The organism is Stenotrophomonas muris, assembly GCF_052751275.1.
This window is the reverse complement of record NZ_CP199879.1, coordinates 3934026-3950540: the sequence shown is the minus strand read 5'-3', so window position 1 is coordinate 3950540 and position 16515 is coordinate 3934026. Positions and strand designations below refer to the sequence as shown.

Sequence of the window (16515 nt, the reverse complement as noted above, 5' to 3'; positions counted from 1 at the left end):
CATATGAACGCCCCGCTCTTCCCGATTTCCCCGCTGCTGCCGCAGATCCAGCAGCAGCTGGCCGTGCAACCACGGCTGGTGCTGGAGGCCCCGCCCGGTGCCGGCAAGACCACCCAGGTGCCGCTGGCGCTGCTCGACGCGCCGTGGCTGCAGGGCCGCAAGATCATCCTGCTGGAACCACGCCGGGTCGCCGCGCGCAGCGCGGCGCTGTTCATGGCACGGCAGCTGGGTGAGGAGGTCGGCGGCACGGTCGGCTACCGCATCCGCTTCGAGAACAAGGTATCCGCGCGCACCCGCATCGAGGTGGTCACCGAGGGCATCCTGACCCGGATGCTGCAGGACGACCCGATGCTGGAAACCGTCGGCGCGATCCTGTTCGATGAATTCCACGAGCGCCATCTCAGTGGGGATCTGGGCCTGGCGCTGGCGCTGGACGTGCAGGCGCAGCTGCGCGACGACCTGCGCCTGGTGGTGATGTCGGCCACGCTGGACGGCGAGCGGCTGGCACGCTTCCTCGATGCGCCGCGGCTGAGCAGCGAGGGCCGCAGTTATCCGGTGGCGATCAGCCACTTCCCGGCGCGCCGCGATGAAGCCCTGGAACTGCAGGTGCGCCGCGCGGTGCAGCAGGCGCTGGCCGAGCACCCCGGTGACCTGCTGGTGTTCCTGCCCGGCCAGCGCGAGATCGCGCGCGTCCAGGCCGGCCTGCAGGAGTCACTCGATGGCAACGTCGAGGTGCTGGCGCTGCATGGCGAGCTGCCGGTGGAACAACAGGCGCGCGTGTTGCAGGCCGCCAGCGATGGCCGCCGTCGCGTGGTGCTGGCGACCAACGTCGCCGAGTCGTCGGTGACCCTGCCCGGCGTGCGCGTGGTGATCGACAGCGGCCAGGCGCGCGAGCCGCGCTACGACCCCAACAGCGGCTTCACCCGGCTGGACGTGGTGGCCATCGCGCAGGCGTCGGCCGACCAGCGCGCCGGCCGCGCCGGTCGCGTCGCCGAAGGCGTGGCCTGGCGGCTGTGGCCGCAGTCGCAGCGGCTGGAGCCGCAGCGCCGCGCCGAGATCGACCAGGTGGAACTGGCCGGACTGGCGCTGGAACTGGCCGCCTGGGGCAGCAGTGACCTGCGCTTCCTCGATCCGCCACCGGCCGGCCCGATGGGCGCGGCGCGCGAACTGCTGCAGCGCCTGGGTGCACTGTCGGACTCGGGCGCGATCACCGCACTCGGGCGCCGTGTACTGGCGCTGGGTACGCACCCGCGGATGGCGGCGATGCTGCTGGCAGCGCCCGATGCCCGCGCGCAGGCGCTGGCCGCCGATCTGGCCGCCCTGCTGGAAGCGCGCGACCCGCTGCGCCAGGGCGGTGACGCGCTGGCGGCCCGCTGGCGCGCACTGGCCGCGTTCCGCACTGGCCGCGCGCCGGGCGATGCCAACCGCAGCGGGCTGGCCGCCATTGATGCCGCCGCCAAGCAGTGGCGTCGCCGCCTGCGCTGCGAGGCTACGCCGCCGGCCAGCATCGAGGCGCACGAACTGGGCGATCTGCTTGCACACGCCTTTCCCGACCGGATCGGTTTCCAGCATCCCGGCGATCCGCTGCGCTACCTGCTGGCCAATGGCCGCAGCGCGCGCCTGCACGAACTGAGTGACCTGCGCGGTGAGCCGTGGCTGGTGGCCAGCGAACTGCGCTTCGAGGCGCGCGATGCGCTGCTGCTGCGTGCCGCACCGGTGGATGAAGGCCAGCTGCGCAAGGCATGGCCGGAGCGCTTCGTCACCGAAGACGTGGTGCGCTGGGACAGCGAGCGACGCGCCCTGGTGGCGCTGCGCGAGACCCGTTTCGACCGGATCGTGCTGGACAGCCGCTCGGCCGGCCGGGTCGATCCGCAGCACGCCGCGCAGGCGCTGACCGATGCGGTGGCCGAGCTCGGCCTGCAGGCGCTGCCGTGGACCGAGGGCCTGCGCCAGTGGCAGGCCCGGGTGGAATCGCTGCGGCGCTGGATGCCCGAGCTCGGCCTGCCCGACTGCAGCGACGATGCCCTGCTGGCCACGCGCGCACAATGGCTGCAGCCCGCGTTCGCCGGCAGGACGCGACTGGATACGCTGGATGAATCCAGCTTCGGCGAGGCGCTGAAATCGCCACTGGAGTGGTCACAACGGCAGTTGGTCGAGCGTCATGCGCCGACCCGCATCACCGTGCCGTCCGGACTGGAGCGGCCGATCACCTATGCGCTGGACAGCGAGAGCGGCGATCCGCTGCCGCCGGTGCTGGCGGTGAAGCTGCAGGAACTGTTCGGCCTGGCCGACACGCCGCGCATCGCCGATGGCCGCGTGCCGCTGACCCTGCACCTGCTCTCCCCCGGCGGCCGCCCGCTGCAGGTCACCCAGGATCTGCGCAACTTCTGGGAAAGCACCTACGCCGAAGTGAAAAAGGAGATGAAGGGCCGTTACCCGCGCCACCCATGGCCGGATGATCCGTGGACGGCGACGGCCACGCACCGGGCCAAGCCGCGCGGAACCTGATTGGTAGTGCCGGCCGCTGGCCGGCAGCCCCCTGGCACCAGGCGGAGAGCATTGCCGGCCAGCGGCCGGCACTACCGGGTGCGGAGCCTGCCTGATCCTGAATGGCTGCGGTAAAGTCACACCACGTGCGTCCCCGACTGACATACCGTTTACGGGCAACACGCGACACTGGACTTCGACCCGAGGCAAAGGACCCCCGCATGAGCAAGCTGACCGTAATCACCGACCGCGCTCTGGAGCGCGCCCTGGAGCTGGCCCACACCGCCGGCGATGGCCTGAAGAGCGCCGGTGGCAGCCTGCGCAACGCGGACTGGATCAAGACCGGCGCCGCCCTCGGCGCAGTGAAGACCGGCGGCAAGGTCGCCACCAAGTTCGCCCGCCGCAACCCGGCCGTGACCATTGCCGCGGCTGCCGTCGGCGTCGGCCTGCTGGGCTATGCGCTGTACCGCAAGCAGCAGAAGAAGAAGGCTGCCAATGGCCACGTGGTGAATGGGCAGGCGCAGCGCATCCACGCACGCGACCGCCGCAACGACACCGTGGTGGACGAGCACAGCGATATCGGCAGCGACGCGTGAAGCTGCCCGGGTCAGACCCCTTCCGCAGGAAGGGCTCTGACCCTACCAGCTACGAGAGGGCCGGATGCCGCGAGGTATCCGGCCCTTTCTGTTTCAACCGATCTGCCGCCACTGCCCCGGCTGCAGGTCGTCCAGCCGGTAGGGCCCCATCGCCACCCGCACCAGCCGCAGCGTTGGCAGGTTCACTGCCGCGGTCATCCGCCGCACCTGGCGGTTGCGGCCCTCGCGGATCGTGATCGCCAGCCAGGCATCGGGCACGGTCTTGCGGAAGCGCACCGGCGGATCGCGTGTCCACAGCGACGGCGCCGGATCGAGGCGCTCGATCTTCGCCGGCAAGGTCGGCCCGTCATTCAGCTCCACCCCATCGCGCAACCGTTGCAGCTGCTCATCGCTGGGCGTGCCTTCCACCTGCACCCAGTAGGTCTTGTCGGCCTTGTGCTTCGGGTCGGTCAACGTGTGCGCCAGCGTGCCGTTATCCGTCAGCAGCAGCAGGCCTTCGCTGTCATGGTCCAGGCGACCGGCGGCATACACGCGCGGCGGCAGGCCGAACCCGGCCAGCGTCGGCCGCGGCGGTACGCTGCGGTCGGTGAACTGGCAGAGCACGTTGAAGGGCTTGTTGAAGGCGATCAGCATTGCGGGCACGGCAGTCGGCGGATGGCGCATTGTCCCATGCCGCGCCACGCGCCACTCGGCTGTAGAGCCGAGCCCATGCTCGGCTCATCGCGCACAGCACGGCGGAACGCAACAGCAGCCGAGCATGGGCTCGGCTCTACAGAGTCAGCATGCGCCAGCCCGGCACCCCTCTTACGGCTTGATGAAGCGCAGGGTCATGCGGTCGCTTTCGCCGATCGCCTGGTACTTCGCATCATCGGCCTTGTCGTGCTGGTTGGTCGGCGGCAGCGTCCACACGCCGTTCGGGTGGTCCTTGGTGTCGCGCGGGTTGGCGTTGACCTCACTGCGCGCGTCCAGCTTGAAGCCGGCGGCCTCGGCCATCGCGATCACCTGCTGCTGGCCGACATAGCCGGTGTCATCGTCGTCGGCCACGTCGGCCTTGGCGCGGTGCTCGACCACGCCCAGCACGCCGCCCGGCCTGAGCACGTTGAAGAAGCCCTGGAACATGCCCTGCGCCTGGCCGGCCTTGCGCCAGTTGTGCACGTTGCGGAAGGTCAGCACCACATCGGCTGAACCGGCCGGGCCGAACACCGGCTTGGCCGGATCGTAGGCGACCACGGCAGTCTTGCCGAACTGTGCCGGTGCAGCGGCGTACTTCCTTTCCAGGCTGTCGCGGCTGCGCTGCTGGTAGTCACGGCCGCGGCCTTCGGGCACCGCCATCGGATCGACCACCGCAGCAACGTAGTGGCCCTTGTCGTGCAGCAGCGGCGCCAGGATCTCCGAGTACCAGCCGTTGCCGGGGGTGATCTCGATGACGGTCTTTTCCGGCGTCACCTTGAAGAACGACAGCGTCTGCGCCGGGTGGCGGAAACCGTCGCGCTTGACGTTGTTGGCATCGCGGGTGGGCGCCTTCACCGCCGCGTCGATGGCCGGCGACACCTCGATCTTCGCCGGCGCGACCGTGGCCGGTGCGGCAAACGCGGGAACAGCGGCAAGCAGGGCCGAAGCAAGCAGCAGGCGGCAACCACGCAGGGACGAAGCAGGCATCATCGGAGCGACTCCAGCGGAAGATGCGGCGAGACTAGCAGCCGCGGCGCCCCAGGTGTTCACAAAACGTTAGCCGCGTGCGTATCGCGGAACACTGTTTTGTGGTCGCCGCCGCAGCACGGTCACACTACGCGTTCTATTCTGGAGCACTTCCCCCAAGGAGTCCGTGCCCATGACGGCAACCCGCGAACTGGGCCGTTCCGGCCTGCATGTACGTCCGCTCGCCTTCGGTGGCAACGTGTTCGGCTGGAGCGCCGATGAGAAGGCCAGCTTCGCCCTGCTCGATGCCTTCGTCGACGCCGGCTTCAACCTGGTCGACACCGCCGATGTGTATTCGGCCTGGGTGCCGGGCAACGCCGGCGGCGAATCGGAAACGCTGATCGGCAAATGGTTCGCGCGCAGCGGAAAGCGCGACAAGGTGGTGCTGGCGACCAAGGTGGCCAAATGGGCCGAACGCCCCGGCCTGACCCCGGACAACATCAATGCGGCCGTCGAGGATTCGCTGCGCCGCCTGCAGACCGACGTGATCGATCTGTACCAGGCCCACGAGGATGATGAGTCGACGCCACTGGAAGCGACCCTGGCCGCGTTCGGCCGCCTGATCGAAGCCGGCAAGGTGCGCGCCATCGGTGCCTCCAACTACAGCGCCACGCGCCTGGCCGATGCGCTGAAGGTGTCCACCGACTACAAGCTGCCGCGTTACGAAACCCTGCAGCCGGAGTACAACCTGTACGACCGTGCCGGCTACGAGAAGGAGCTGGAACCGCTGGTGCAGCGCGAACAGATCGGCGTGATCGGCTACTACGCCCTGGCCAGTGGCTTCCTCAGCGGCAAGTACCGCACACCGGCCGATGCGGCCAAGAGCCCGGCACGTGGCGAAACGGTGGTGAAGCGCTATCTGAACCCGCGCGGCCTGCGCATCCTGCAGGCGCTGGATGACGTGGCCAGCAAGCACAATGTCAGCGCCGCACAGATCGCACTGGCATGGCAGATCGCGCGGCCGTCGATCACCGCGCCGATCGTCAGCGCCACCAGCGTCGAACAGCTGCACGATCTGCTGGCAGCGGCCAACGTGTCGCTGAGCGTGCAGGATGTCGCGCAGCTGGATGCCGCCAGCGCCGAAGCGTGAGGCCCGGTAGTGCCGGCCGCTGGCCGGCATTGCACAACAGCGAAGAAAACAATTGAACAAAATGGTTGCACGCGACTAAATCGTGGTTTATCGTGCGCACCTCGTTTCAACAACCACTGGAAACTTCCCTTGAACGCGCATTCCGTCGCCATCGCCAAACTGCTGCCATGCCTGCGCATGGACGGGCTGGCGCGCGCGTTCGGCAAGGAAGACCAGCTGACAACGGCCTGATACCCGCCCTGCGGAGATCGGCCACCCCGATCTCCGAGGCCTGACGACGCCCTCGGAACGCAAGTCCCGGGGGCGTTTTCGTTTGCGTCGGCACAAGGACCCGCGATGCCAGAACTGCACCCCGCGCGGCAACCCGCCGCTCACTGACCCAGGTTTCTCCCGCCCCGCCGAAGGATTTACTTCGCGCGATCGGCTGCGCCAGGACATTATCTGCATCGCATCAAAACATTATCGCTCGTCGATAATGTCGGTGGCCTGCACCCTCGATTCTCCAACGGTCCCGTTTCCATCACGGGCTGGTGCGCGCGGCGTTGCCGTGGCGTATGCCGGAGGTCGCGGACATGCCATCGCCTGGATCGCCTGCTGGAGGCAGGCGCCGGTTCGCCGGTACGCGGTTCGATTCCGCGCGGTCCCCAACTGGATAGCTCAGCAGGGTAGAGCAACGGATCCTGATTCCGTCTGTCGTGGGTTCGACTCCCACTCCAAACCACATGACCTGTCACGTCATGACTTGAAGCAACACCCGGGGCGCAAGCCCCAGCGGCCATCGTCGCCGTCCACCGCCATCGCCTTCGGGCGGGGCGTGGAAGGCAACGGACCGCACGCCGGGCCCCGGCCCGCCGCCACTGCCAGCCACGTTCCGCCCCGGTGCTGCCTGCCGGGAACGGCGATGGCAGCACTGCCGGCGCACCGAAGGCTCCGCGCGCGGACCGTCCGCCGATGGCCGCCCTCTTCCGCTGCCTGCACGTGGTGTGCAGGCGGCCGCGCCACGACCTGATCGACCCGGGTCATGGCGATTCATCCGCAACGGGTCGAACCACCAGAGCCATACAAGGAGAGACTCCCATGTTCTGGACCATCAAGGTCGTGATCGGCGACGGCGAGCGCGGCCTGGTGTATCGCAACCGTCGTTTCCAGCAGATGCTGCTGCCGGGCGTGCACCGCCTGTCGCCGTTCGGCGGCCGCCCGCACGTGGACATCCACACCGCATCGAAGGGCGCGGCCTATACCGGCAGCGACCAGGACAGCCTGATCGAGGCACTGGGCGCGACGCTGGACACGCACTTCGTGCTGGCCAATGTCAGCGCCACCGAAGTCGGCCTGTTGCTGCGCAACGGCCGCATCGATGAAGTGCTGCCGCCGGGCAGCCGCCGCCTGTACTGGCGGGGTTCGGTCGACACCCAGGTACGCGTGATGGCGCTGGGTGACGAGCCGCGCATCCCGGCGGACGTGCAGCAACGCCTGGGCCAGCTGGGGGTGCTGCCGCGTGTGGCGGTGATCAGCACCGTGCCAAGCGAGTCGGTCGGCCTGCTGTTCATCGATGGCACGCTGCGGCAGACGCTGGACGCCGGCCTGCACGCGTTCTGGAACTTCAACGGCAACGTGTCGGTGGAGCGCGTGGAACTGCGTGCACGTTCGCTGGACGTGTCCGGCCAGGAGCTGCTCAGCCGCGACAAGGTGACCCTGCGGGTGAACCTGGCCGCGACCGTGCAGGTGATCGACCCGGTGCGTGCACACCGCACGCTCAGCAATGCCGATGAGTTCGTCTACCGGCAGCTGCAGTTCGGCCTGCGCCAGGCGATTGCCGCGCGCAGCCTGGACGAGCTGCTGGGCGACAAGGCGGCGCTGGACGGCGAGATCGCCGCCCATGTGCAGGCCGCGATCGAGGGCCACGGCGTGCGGCTGCTCGGCGTGGGCATCAAGGACGTGATCCTGCCGGGCGAGATGAAGGAGATCCTCAATGGCGTGGTGCTGGCCGAGAAGCAGGCCCAGGCCAGCGTGATCCGTCGACGCGAGGAGGCCAACGCCACGCGTTCGCAGCTCAACACCGCAAAGCTGATCGAGGACAACCCGGTGCTGATGCGCTTGAAGGAGCTGGAGGCACTGGAGAAGGTCACCGAGAAGATCGACACGCTCACCGTATTCGGCGGCCTGGATGGCGTGCTGAAGCAGCTGGTGACGATCAGGTAGGGGGCAGCGGCGGCGCAGGGACGCGCCGCCGGCCCATCAAGGACATACACGAAGACATGGACACTCAACACAACTATCAATGGCTGCACGCCGAGGGCACCACGCCGATCAAGGGCTGGGTCAACGGTGTGCCGCTGGAAGCGCAGGCGCATGAGCAGCTGCGCAACATCGCCGCGATCCCGTTCGTCGGGCCGTGGGTGGCCGTGATGCCGGACGTGCACCTGGGCAAGGGCGCGACCGTCGGCTCGGTGATTCCGACCCGCGGTGCGATCATCCCGGCCGCGGTCGGCGTCGACATCGGCTGCGGCATGGCGGCGGTACGCACCACGCTGCGCGCCAACGACCTGCCCGACGACCTGCGGCAGCTGCGCAACAGCATCGAGCGCAGCATTCCGGTCGGCAACGGGCGCGGCGGCGAGCATCACCGCATGCCCGACAGCATCCACACCCGGCTGGTGCAGTCCGGGCTGGCCGTCGGCCTGGAGAAGATCAAGGACAGGCACCGCAGAATCCGCACCGACAAGCTCGACCGCCAGCTGGGTACGCTGGGTGGTGGCAACCACTTCATCGAACTGTGCCTGGACGAGACGGACACGGTGTGGGTGATGCTGCACAGCGGATCGCGCGGCACCGGCAACCTGATCGGCACCTACTTCATCGAGAAGGCGCGCGAGGAACTGGCCCGGCGCGTGCTCGGCTTCCACCTGCCGGACAAGGACCTGGCGTTCTTCATGGAAGGCGAGCCGCTGTTCGATGACTACGTCGAAGCCGTGTCGTGGGCGCAGGACTACGCCCGGCAGAACCGCGAGGCGATGATGTCGCGCGTGCTTGCCGAGATGCGCCACCGCTTGCCGAAGTTCCAGCTGGCAGCGATGGCGGTGAACTGCCACCACAACTACGTGCAGAAGGAGACGCACCACGGCCAGGAACTGCTGGTGACCCGGAAGGGGGCGGTGAGTGCGCGCGAAGGCGAGCTGGGCATCATTCCCGGCAGCATGGGCACGCGCAGCTACATCGTGCGCGGCAAGGGCAACGCCGACAGCTTCCACAGCTGCAGCCACGGTGCCGGCCGGGTGATGAGCCGTGGCACGGCGCGCCAGCAGATCACGCTGGCCCAGCACCGCGAGGCCACCGCGCACGTGGAATGCCGCAAGGACAGCGGCGTGCTGGACGAGTCACCGGCCGCGTACAAGTCGATCGACGATGTGATGGCCGCACAGCTGGACCTGGTCGAGGTGGTGCACACCCTGCGCCAGGTGCTGTGCGTGAAGGGGTAACGGAGCGGTGCCGGCCAAGGCCGGCCTCTACCAGAGCAGTACGTCACGTCGGGGGTCAGATCGCTTTCTGCGAAAGGGATCTGACCCCGCCACATTCAGCGCGGCACGCTGTCTTCGGCCACCAGCGCATGATGCACGCCGATGCCCGCGCGCACGCCTTCGGCCATGGCCAGGGTGATGTTGCCGACCGTCGTCGCATCGCCTGCGGCATACACGTTCGGCACCGAGGTCTGCTTCATCATGTCGACCTCGATCAGCACCCCCAGCGGGCTCTCGGCCAAGGTGCAGCCAAGCTGCTGCACCAATGGCGTGGCCATCGCCTGGGTGGCCGGTACGAACAGCGCACGCTGGGCGATGCGGCGGCCATCGGCCAGCTCCACTTCCAGCCAGGTCGGCTGGTCGCCCTGCACGCCCAGCACCGGCGACGTCTCGATCTGCACGCCGCGCTGCTGCATGGCAGCCCGTTCCTCATCGGTCATCGGCAGGCCCTGGCTGAAGAAGGTGACATTGCCCCAGTCGGCAAACAGCGGCGCCTTGCCGGCGGACATCGGATGGCCGCCAAGCAGGCCGATGGCGCCGCCACCCACTTCGTAACCATGGCAGTAGGGGCAGTGCAGCACGGTGCTGCCCCAGCGCTCGGCCAGCCCGGGCAGTTCCGGCAGCTGGTCGGCGATACCGCTGGCCAGCAGCAGCTTGCGCGCGGCCAGCACCTGGCCATCGGCGGTACGTACTTCCACGCCCTCTGCGCTGGCGTTGGCCTGCACAGCCTCGGCATGCACCCAGCGCACGCTGGGGTAATCCAGCAGCTGCTGGCGCGCGGTCTTCAGCAGCTCGGCGCCGCTGATGCCATCCAGCCCTGGCACCCCGTGCGAATGGCTGGCGAAGCGGTTGCGCGGCGAGCCGGCGTCGATGACGGTGACCGGCCGCCGGGCGCGGGCCAGGATCAGGCCGGCGGCAATGCCGGCGTAGCTGCCGCCGACGATGAGCACATCAGGATTCATGAGGACCTTCCAGGGAACGGTGATGGGCGAGATGGCGGGCGAAGTCGGCGCCGAGCTGGTCCAGCGTGGTCGCCCGCAGGCGCGCCTCCAGCAACCGCTGTGCCTCGCGTGCCCCCTCCAGCAGCGCGCTGTTGACCAGCTGCTGGATCGGGCAGCCGCCGCCGGCGTCGCGGGCGCCGACCTGCACCAGCGGTGGTGCGCCCACGGCCAGGTAGATGTCATGCAGGGTGATCGTTGCAGCGTCGCGGGCCAGCTGGCTGCCACCGCCATGACCGCGGGTGCTGCGTACCAAGCTGGCCTTGTGCAGCTGCGCCAGCAGACGGCGGATCACCACCGGATGGGTCGGCAGGCAGGACGCCAGCTGCCCGGACGTGCGCGGGCCATCCTGGCCGACCAGATGCGCCATCACGTGCAGGGCGTCAGAGAGCGGGTTCGCGGATTTCATGTAACTACATTAGTTACATTTATATCCCCTGTCCAGGGTCCGTATTTGTTCCATATGGACACATTTGTCCTATGAAACACTTCCTTCACATCACTAAACGAAACGCTAATGTGATGTTCGTCGCACTTCAGCGGAAGCGTAGCGGGTCGATACCGCATTGCCCCTTCCCGAGAGTGCTTCCCGATGAATGCGTCTGTCCGTGCTCCGCGCCTGCAGTCCAAGCTGCTCGGCGCGGTTTCTGTTGGCTTGGCCGTGGTCCTGCTGTGCGCGCTGGCAGGCCTGGCCTCCGCCTGGTTGAAGTTGTCCACCGAGGTCCCGCCCGAAGTCGCGCACAGCCGCGATGCCGAACGCCTGCAGCGTGAGTTCCGTGGCCAGGTGCAGGAATGGAAGAACGTGCTGCTGCGCGGGCACGACGATGCGCTGCGCCAACGCCACCTGGATGGCTTCGACAGCGAAGGCCGCCTGGTCGGGCAACTGGCCAAGGGTCTGGCCACCAGCCCGGACCCGCGCACGCGTGAGCTGGCGCAGGCGTTCGTTGGCCTGCACGCGCAGCTGCAGCAGGACTATCACGCGGCGCTGCAGGCATTTGCCGCGGCCGGCTACGATCCCGCGGCCGGCGACAACCTGGTGCGCGGCAAGGATCGCCCGGTGGCGATGGCTCTGGATGCGCTGAGCACGCACGCCACGCAGGTGGCTGAAGCGGCGGTGGCGTCCCGTTCGCAGCAGGCCCGGCAGACCCTGCTGCTGTGCGCGGCGCTGACCGTGCTGGCCGCCGTGCTGCTGCTGATCGGTCTGGCCTGGTGGCTGCGGCGTGCGGTGGTGCAGCCGGTGCTGGCAGTGGAAGCAGCGGCGCGCGCGGTGGCCGCCGGTGACCTGCAGCACGCAGTACAGGTGCGCAGCCGCGACGAGATCGGTCGCCTCGCGCAGGCCATGCAGGCGGTGCAATCCACGCTGCGCAGCGTGCTGGATGCACAGGCCGCGATGGCGCAGGCGCACGAAGCCGGCACCATCAGCCATCGCATGGACGCCGCTGCCTTCCCCGGCGCGTTCGGCACCATGGTGGCCGACTGCAACGCACTGGTCGATGCGCATATCCGGGTGAAGATGCGCGCGATCTCGATCATGGGCCGCTACGCGGTCGGCGACCTCAGCCAGGACATGGAACGCCTGCCCGGCGAGAAGGCCGTGATCACCGAAGCGCTGGACATGGCCAAGCACAACCTCGGCCTGATCAATGGCGAGATCCGCCGCTTGGCCGAGGCGGCGGCCGCCGGTGACTTCAGCCAGCGCGGCGACAGTGCCCGCTTCGAGCATGATTTCCGTGCAATGGTCGAAGGCCTGAACCGCCTGATGCAGACTACCGAACTGAACCTCGGCGAAGTCTCGACGATGCTGCGCGCGATCGCCGATGGCCGTCTCGGCGCGCGCATGCACGGTGATTTCCAGGGGGTGTTCGCCCGTATCGCCGGCGATGCCAATACCACCGCCACGCAGCTGGCGACCATCGTCACCGACATCAAGCACGCCTCCGGCAACATCCACACCGCCGCCGCGGAGATCGCCGCCGGCAACAATGACCTGTCGCGCCGCACCGAGCAGCAGGCGGCCAACCTGGAGGAGACCGCGGCATCGATGGAGGAGCTGACCTCCACCGTGCGCCAGAACGCCGAACATGCGCGCCAGGCCAACCAGCTGGCGATCGGCGCACATACGGTCGCCTCGCACGGTGGCAGCGTGGTCGGCCAGGTGGTGGCGACGATGGGCGCGATCGAGACCTCGTCGCGGCAGATCGCCGAGATCATCAGCGTGATCGATGGCATCGCGTTCCAGACCAACATCCTGGCGCTGAATGCCGCGGTGGAAGCGGCACGCGCCGGAGAACAGGGCCGCGGCTTCGCGGTGGTCGCCAGCGAAGTGCGCACGCTGGCGCAGCGCTCGGCGGCAGCCGCGAAGGAGATCAAGTCACTGATCGAAGCCTCGGTGGAACAGGTTGGCCATGGCGCACAGCGCGTGCGCGAGGCAGGCGACACCATGGCCGAGATCGTTGCATCGGTGCAGCGCGTGACCGACATCATGGCCGAGATCTCCGCGGCCTCGCAGGAGCAGAGCGCGGGCATCGAACAAGTCAGCCAGACCGTGATCCAGATGGACGGCACGACCCAGCAGAACGCCGCGCTGGTGGAAGAAGCCAGCGCCGCCGCGCGCAGCCTGGAGCAGCAGGCCAACCGCCTGATCGATGCGGTGGATGTGTTCGACCTGTCAACCACGGCGGCGGCGAAGGGCGGGCTGGCACGCGCGGCTTGATTGATCCGGTTGCCGGCCAGCGGCCGGCACTACCGTCGAGCGCAGACAGGGGGAGTGCCGGCCGCTGGCCGGCCGCGTCCAACGCTGCATGGGTGGCGGCATGAACAGTGCGGACCAACGGTCCGCACCCACCACCACCTGCCGTCGTACACGTCGATGCAATGCACCGTTGCCGGCATGCACACGGCCGCTGGCCTACCCTTTCGTGGATATTCCCGCCTCCCTCCCCCTCTGCTGGAGCCCCCATGACTGTCCCCGCCTTCGGTCTCGGCACCTTCCGCCTGAAAGACCAGACCGTGATCGACTCCGTGCGCAACGCGCTGGCGGTCGGCTACCTCGCCATCGATACCGCGCAGATCTACGGCAACGAAGCCGAGGTCGGCCAGGCCATCGCCGATTCCGGCGTGCCGCGCGACGACATCTACCTGACCACCAAGGTCTGGATCACCGCGTTCAAGCGCGATGCGCTGCTGGCCAGCCTGCGCACCAGCCTGGAAAAGCTGCGAACCGAGTACGTCGACCTGGCGCTGATCCACTGGCCATCGCCGAACGACAAGGTCGACGTGCCGATGGAGGAGTACCTGGCCGCACTGGCTGAAGCCAAGGCGCAGGGCCTGGCCCGCGAGATCGGCATCTCCAACTTCACCATCGCGCAGACCCGCAAGGCGATCGGCATCCTCGGCGCCGGTGCCATTGCCACCAACCAGATCGAAATCCACCCCTACCTGCAGAATCGCCTGCTGGTGAAGTTCCTGCAGGACAACGGCATCCACATCACCGCCTACATGAGCCTGGCCTACGGCGAGGTGATCAAGGACCCGGTGATCCAGGCCATTGCCGGACGCCACCAGGCCACGCCGGCGCAGGTCGCGCTGGCCTGGGCGCTGCAGCAGGGTTTCTCGGTCATTCCGTCCTCGACCAAGCGCGAGAACCTGGCGAGCAACCTGGAAGCGGCAGCGATCCGGCTTACCGACGAAGACATGGCACAGATCGCCAAGCTCGACCGCGGCCATCGCCTGGCCAACCCGGAAGGCATCGCCCCGGCCTGGGATTGATTCCAACGACGGCGCGCAACTGCTCTGGTAGACGCCGACCTTGGTCGGCGCAGACGTCTGATCGATCGATGAAACACCGTGCCGACCAAGGTCGGCACCTGCCGGACGGTCAGCGCTCGGCAACACCGCGCAACATATCCAGCACGTCGTGGATGTCCAGTGGCTTGCATAGAAAACCGGCAGCCCCCAGCGCGCGGGCTCTTTCAATCACCTGTACCCGCGTATCCGCGCTCATTACAAGAACCGGTGGCGCGCCGGGGTCCCTGGCTAGCGACTCCAGCACCTCCCATCCGCTGCAGCCGGGCATGTGCAGATCCAGCAGCACCACATCAGGCTCGACTGCCGCGATTACTGCGCGCGCGTCGTGACCATCGTGGCGGGAGCTGAGGCGATGACCGGCGCTCTGCAGCAGGCGCTCTACCACGTCACGGTTGGTTTCCACGTCCTCGAACAGCAGGCAGTGCAGCGGTCGCACCGACGCTGCGTGTGACTGAAGAAGTTCTTCAAGGGAAGGAAGAGGGTCCACCTCCGTGGTTGAGGCCACCGTGAAGCGCCACGCGAATGAGGCACCGCCTGCTTCATTGCGGCTCACGCTGATCGTCCCACCCATGGCATCGGAAATCAGCCGCACGATGTACAGCCCCAGCCCGACACCCTGCTCGCAGCGTGCCTCACCTTGGCTGAGCTGTACGAACGGCGAGAAGATCATCTCCAAGTCCGCGGCTTCGATCCCCGTGCCGGAATCGCAGACCTCGATCTGAACCTGCCAGTCGTCACCCGATCGGACCGCAACGATGGATACCGACACCTCGCCCGCCATCGGGGTGAACTTGATGGCATTGCAGACAAGATTGGTCACCACCTGTTCGATACGTCCGCCGTCTGCCAGCATCCAGACATCGGGCTCACTCCCATCCAGCTGCAGAAGTACGCCCTTGTCGGCGGCAGCCGGCATGCAGGTCGCCTGCACGCTTTCAATGATCGACCGCAGCGAACAAGGATGAAGCCGCAACTGCAGCCGGCCACCATCGATGCTGGCTGCGTCCAGTACATCATCGATGCGGTGCCTGAGCGCCTGCGCCTGCGTTGCGACCGTCGCCAGTGCATGCCGTTGGGCCGTACTTGCCGTCCCCACTTCCAGCAGCTGGATCCCACTGATGATGGCGTTCAGCGGCGTCCGCAGCTCGTGGCTCATCGTACTGACGAATCGGCCCTGCGCCTCACGCGAAGCAATGGCACGCAGCGCTATGTCACGCATCGCGGCTACCAGCAACGCCGCTACCAGCGGCAACAGGATCGTCAATGCCAGCGCGTAGGCGAGGTAGGCGGGCCGAGAGACCCAGTAGCCTTCAGGCGCGGCCCACAGCAATGCCAGCGCAGTCGATGCAATCGCGGGAGCAATTGCCCTGCGGCCATACACCGCGGTCGCGGAGATCACGAGGAAAGGCAGGGCTGCATTGAGCGTCATCAGCAGGATGAACGCCGCGTCCACCTGGATCGCAACCATTGCCAGGCTGAGCAGAAGGCCTACCCCATCGCACCAGCGGTGGCAGCGCTCCATGCAGAGCCTTGCAACAAGTGCCCATGTCCCGGATACCGCGAGCAGTGCAACGGCCACCGGCAGCACGCGGGCCGCCTCATTGGCCAGAACCGGCTGCGGGCCATCCACCCACTGCCAGCACCACAGCACCACCAGTACCTGCAGCAGGACCCGGAACCCGCTGGCGCGTGGCTCCTGAAGGCACGACAGAAGCCAGGCCAGGCGGTGCATCTCCAGCGCACGGGCTGCCTGCAGCAATGCTGCCGGTGCGGAAGCCTGCGAGCACACACAGGGCTGGTGCACGTCAGCCTCCTTCCATCCGGAAATGCGCCGTCGCACGATGCAGAAGACGCTGCGCGGACAGTGCCAACGCGCATGCCCGCCGCCGCACAGCGTACGCTTCTGTACCCGAGCGGAGACAGTCACTCAATGCGTCGCAGGCCAGCGTTACCTCGGCGCTGCCCAACGCCGAGGTCACGCTCTTCAAGGCATGCAGACGCGCCAGCTCCTGCTCCAAGCCACCGAAGGATTCGTCCTTCGCCTTGCTCATCCACTGCGATATCGCCGCGTCCAACGCTGCGGTGAATGAAGGCAGCTGGTGGGGCGACGTTGCCGCAATGAGACCTAGCATCGAGCGTTCCCCAAGCTCAGGCCGGTCCATGGCGTGTGGACCTGCGTTCAGCCCAAACCGGGACTTCAAGCTTTGCATCGCCTTCCTCCATCTGTCGCATTCAACACCTGAACGGATGTATTCCAGCGTCCCGTTACGCCTGACTGGAGACCTCAGGCGTCAGCATGCAGGACCCGCGAGCTATTGCAT

Annotated in this window: 13 protein-coding genes and 1 tRNA gene; 8 read left to right on the top strand and 6 right to left on the bottom strand. The window is 67.7% G+C overall.

What is annotated here, in order from left to right; translation table 11 throughout:
* Positions 1 to 3 precede the first annotated feature (3 nt).
* Positions 4 to 2508, top strand: coding sequence for an ATP-dependent helicase HrpB (hrpB, locus tag ACUVWL_RS18295; RefSeq protein WP_445978638.1), 2505 nt, complete (start codon positions 4 to 6; stop codon positions 2506 to 2508).
* Between the two features lie 200 nt (positions 2509 to 2708).
* The gene (locus tag ACUVWL_RS18290) at positions 2709 to 3083 is read left to right on the top strand and encodes a hypothetical protein (RefSeq protein WP_014648816.1); all 375 of its coding nucleotides are present in this window, start codon (positions 2709 to 2711) and stop codon (positions 3081 to 3083) included.
* Positions 3084 to 3176: 93 nt separating this feature from the next.
* Here ACUVWL_RS18290 and ACUVWL_RS18285 read toward each other — a convergent pair whose 3' ends face one another.
* On the bottom strand, positions 3177 to 3716 hold the full coding sequence (locus tag ACUVWL_RS18285; protein WP_014648817.1) for a pseudouridine synthase: 540 nt from the start codon (positions 3714 to 3716) through the stop codon (positions 3177 to 3179).
* 171 nt (positions 3717 to 3887) lie between these two features.
* Positions 3888 to 4745, bottom strand: a complete 858-nt coding sequence (locus tag ACUVWL_RS18280) for a class I SAM-dependent methyltransferase (protein ID WP_445978637.1) — start codon at positions 4743 to 4745, stop codon at positions 3888 to 3890.
* 169 nt (positions 4746 to 4914) lie between these two features.
* Here ACUVWL_RS18280 and ACUVWL_RS18275 point away from each other — a divergent pair, with 169 nt between their 5' ends.
* From ACUVWL_RS18275 to ACUVWL_RS18260, 4 genes are all read left to right on the top strand, one after another.
* Positions 4915 to 5871 carry an aldo/keto reductase gene (locus ACUVWL_RS18275; RefSeq protein ID WP_445978636.1) on the top strand — a complete coding sequence of 319 codons (957 nt, stop codon included), beginning with the start codon at positions 4915 to 4917 and terminating at the stop codon, positions 5869 to 5871.
* A gap of 648 nt (positions 5872 to 6519) precedes the next feature.
* Positions 6520 to 6592, top strand: a tRNA-Gln gene (locus ACUVWL_RS18270).
* 356 nt (positions 6593 to 6948) lie between these two features.
* Positions 6949 to 8073, top strand: a complete 1125-nt coding sequence (locus ACUVWL_RS18265) for a slipin family protein (protein WP_014648820.1) — start codon at positions 6949 to 6951, stop codon at positions 8071 to 8073.
* A 56-nt stretch (positions 8074 to 8129) separates the two neighbouring features.
* The gene (locus ACUVWL_RS18260) at positions 8130 to 9350 is read left to right on the top strand and encodes an RtcB family protein (RefSeq protein WP_126411501.1); all 1221 of its coding nucleotides are present in this window, start codon (positions 8130 to 8132) and stop codon (positions 9348 to 9350) included.
* Positions 9351 to 9445: 95 nt separating this feature from the next.
* On the opposite strand, the gene ACUVWL_RS18255 is transcribed toward ACUVWL_RS18260, so the two are convergent.
* Both ACUVWL_RS18255 and ACUVWL_RS18250 read right to left on the bottom strand, forming a co-directional pair.
* The gene (locus tag ACUVWL_RS18255; protein ID WP_445978635.1) at positions 9446 to 10351 is read right to left on the bottom strand and encodes an NAD(P)/FAD-dependent oxidoreductase; all 906 of its coding nucleotides are present in this window, start codon (positions 10349 to 10351) and stop codon (positions 9446 to 9448) included.
* Positions 10341 to 10796, bottom strand: coding sequence for an Rrf2 family transcriptional regulator (locus ACUVWL_RS18250; protein WP_014648823.1), 456 nt, complete (start codon positions 10794 to 10796; stop codon positions 10341 to 10343). Before ACUVWL_RS18250 ends, ACUVWL_RS18255 begins: the two co-directional genes overlap by 11 nt.
* A 183-nt stretch (positions 10797 to 10979) precedes the next feature.
* Here ACUVWL_RS18250 and ACUVWL_RS18245 point away from each other — a divergent pair, with 183 nt between their 5' ends.
* Positions 10980 to 13100 (top strand): methyl-accepting chemotaxis protein, encoded by a 2121-nt coding sequence (locus ACUVWL_RS18245; RefSeq protein WP_126411504.1) that lies wholly within the window; start codon positions 10980 to 10982, stop codon positions 13098 to 13100.
* Between the two features lie 245 nt (positions 13101 to 13345).
* Entirely contained in the window at positions 13346 to 14155 is an 810-nt protein-coding gene (gene dkgB / locus ACUVWL_RS18240) for a 2,5-didehydrogluconate reductase DkgB (protein WP_126411505.1), read from the top strand.
* 109 nt (positions 14156 to 14264) lie between these two features.
* Here the strand turns inward: dkgB and ACUVWL_RS18235 are convergent, their stop codons facing one another.
* Positions 14265 to 15998, bottom strand: coding sequence for an ATP-binding response regulator (locus ACUVWL_RS18235; protein ID WP_049406828.1), 1734 nt, complete (start codon positions 15996 to 15998; stop codon positions 14265 to 14267).
* Position 15999: 1 nt separating this feature from the next.
* Positions 16000 to 16404 (bottom strand): hypothetical protein, encoded by a 405-nt coding sequence (locus tag ACUVWL_RS18230; RefSeq protein ID WP_046433170.1) that lies wholly within the window; start codon positions 16402 to 16404, stop codon positions 16000 to 16002.
* Positions 16405 to 16515 lie beyond the last annotated feature (111 nt).

Excerpts from the sequence above, each read along its gene's own strand:
- hrpB (WP_445978638.1), top strand. The coding sequence starts at position 4 with ATGAACGCCCCGCTCTTCCCGATTTCCCCGCTGCTGCCGCAGATCCAG.
- ACUVWL_RS18290 (WP_014648816.1), top strand. The coding sequence starts at position 2,709 with ATGAGCAAGCTGACCGTAATCACCGACCGCGCTCTGGAGCGCGCCCTG.
- ACUVWL_RS18285 (WP_014648817.1), bottom strand. The coding sequence starts at position 3,716 with ATGCTGATCGCCTTCAACAAGCCCTTCAACGTGCTCTGCCAGTTCACC.
- ACUVWL_RS18280 (WP_445978637.1), bottom strand. The coding sequence starts at position 4,745 with ATGATGCCTGCTTCGTCCCTGCGTGGTTGCCGCCTGCTGCTTGCTTCG.
- ACUVWL_RS18275 (WP_445978636.1), top strand. The coding sequence starts at position 4,915 with ATGACGGCAACCCGCGAACTGGGCCGTTCCGGCCTGCATGTACGTCCG.
- ACUVWL_RS18265 (WP_014648820.1), top strand. The coding sequence starts at position 6,949 with ATGTTCTGGACCATCAAGGTCGTGATCGGCGACGGCGAGCGCGGCCTG.
- ACUVWL_RS18260 (WP_126411501.1), top strand. The coding sequence starts at position 8,130 with ATGGACACTCAACACAACTATCAATGGCTGCACGCCGAGGGCACCACG.
- ACUVWL_RS18255 (WP_445978635.1), bottom strand. The coding sequence starts at position 10,351 with ATGAATCCTGATGTGCTCATCGTCGGCGGCAGCTACGCCGGCATTGCC.
- ACUVWL_RS18250 (WP_014648823.1), bottom strand. The coding sequence starts at position 10,796 with ATGAAATCCGCGAACCCGCTCTCTGACGCCCTGCACGTGATGGCGCAT.
- ACUVWL_RS18245 (WP_126411504.1), top strand. The coding sequence starts at position 10,980 with ATGAATGCGTCTGTCCGTGCTCCGCGCCTGCAGTCCAAGCTGCTCGGC.
- dkgB (WP_126411505.1), top strand. The coding sequence starts at position 13,346 with ATGACTGTCCCCGCCTTCGGTCTCGGCACCTTCCGCCTGAAAGACCAG.
- ACUVWL_RS18230 (WP_046433170.1), bottom strand. The coding sequence starts at position 16,404 with ATGCAAAGCTTGAAGTCCCGGTTTGGGCTGAACGCAGGTCCACACGCC.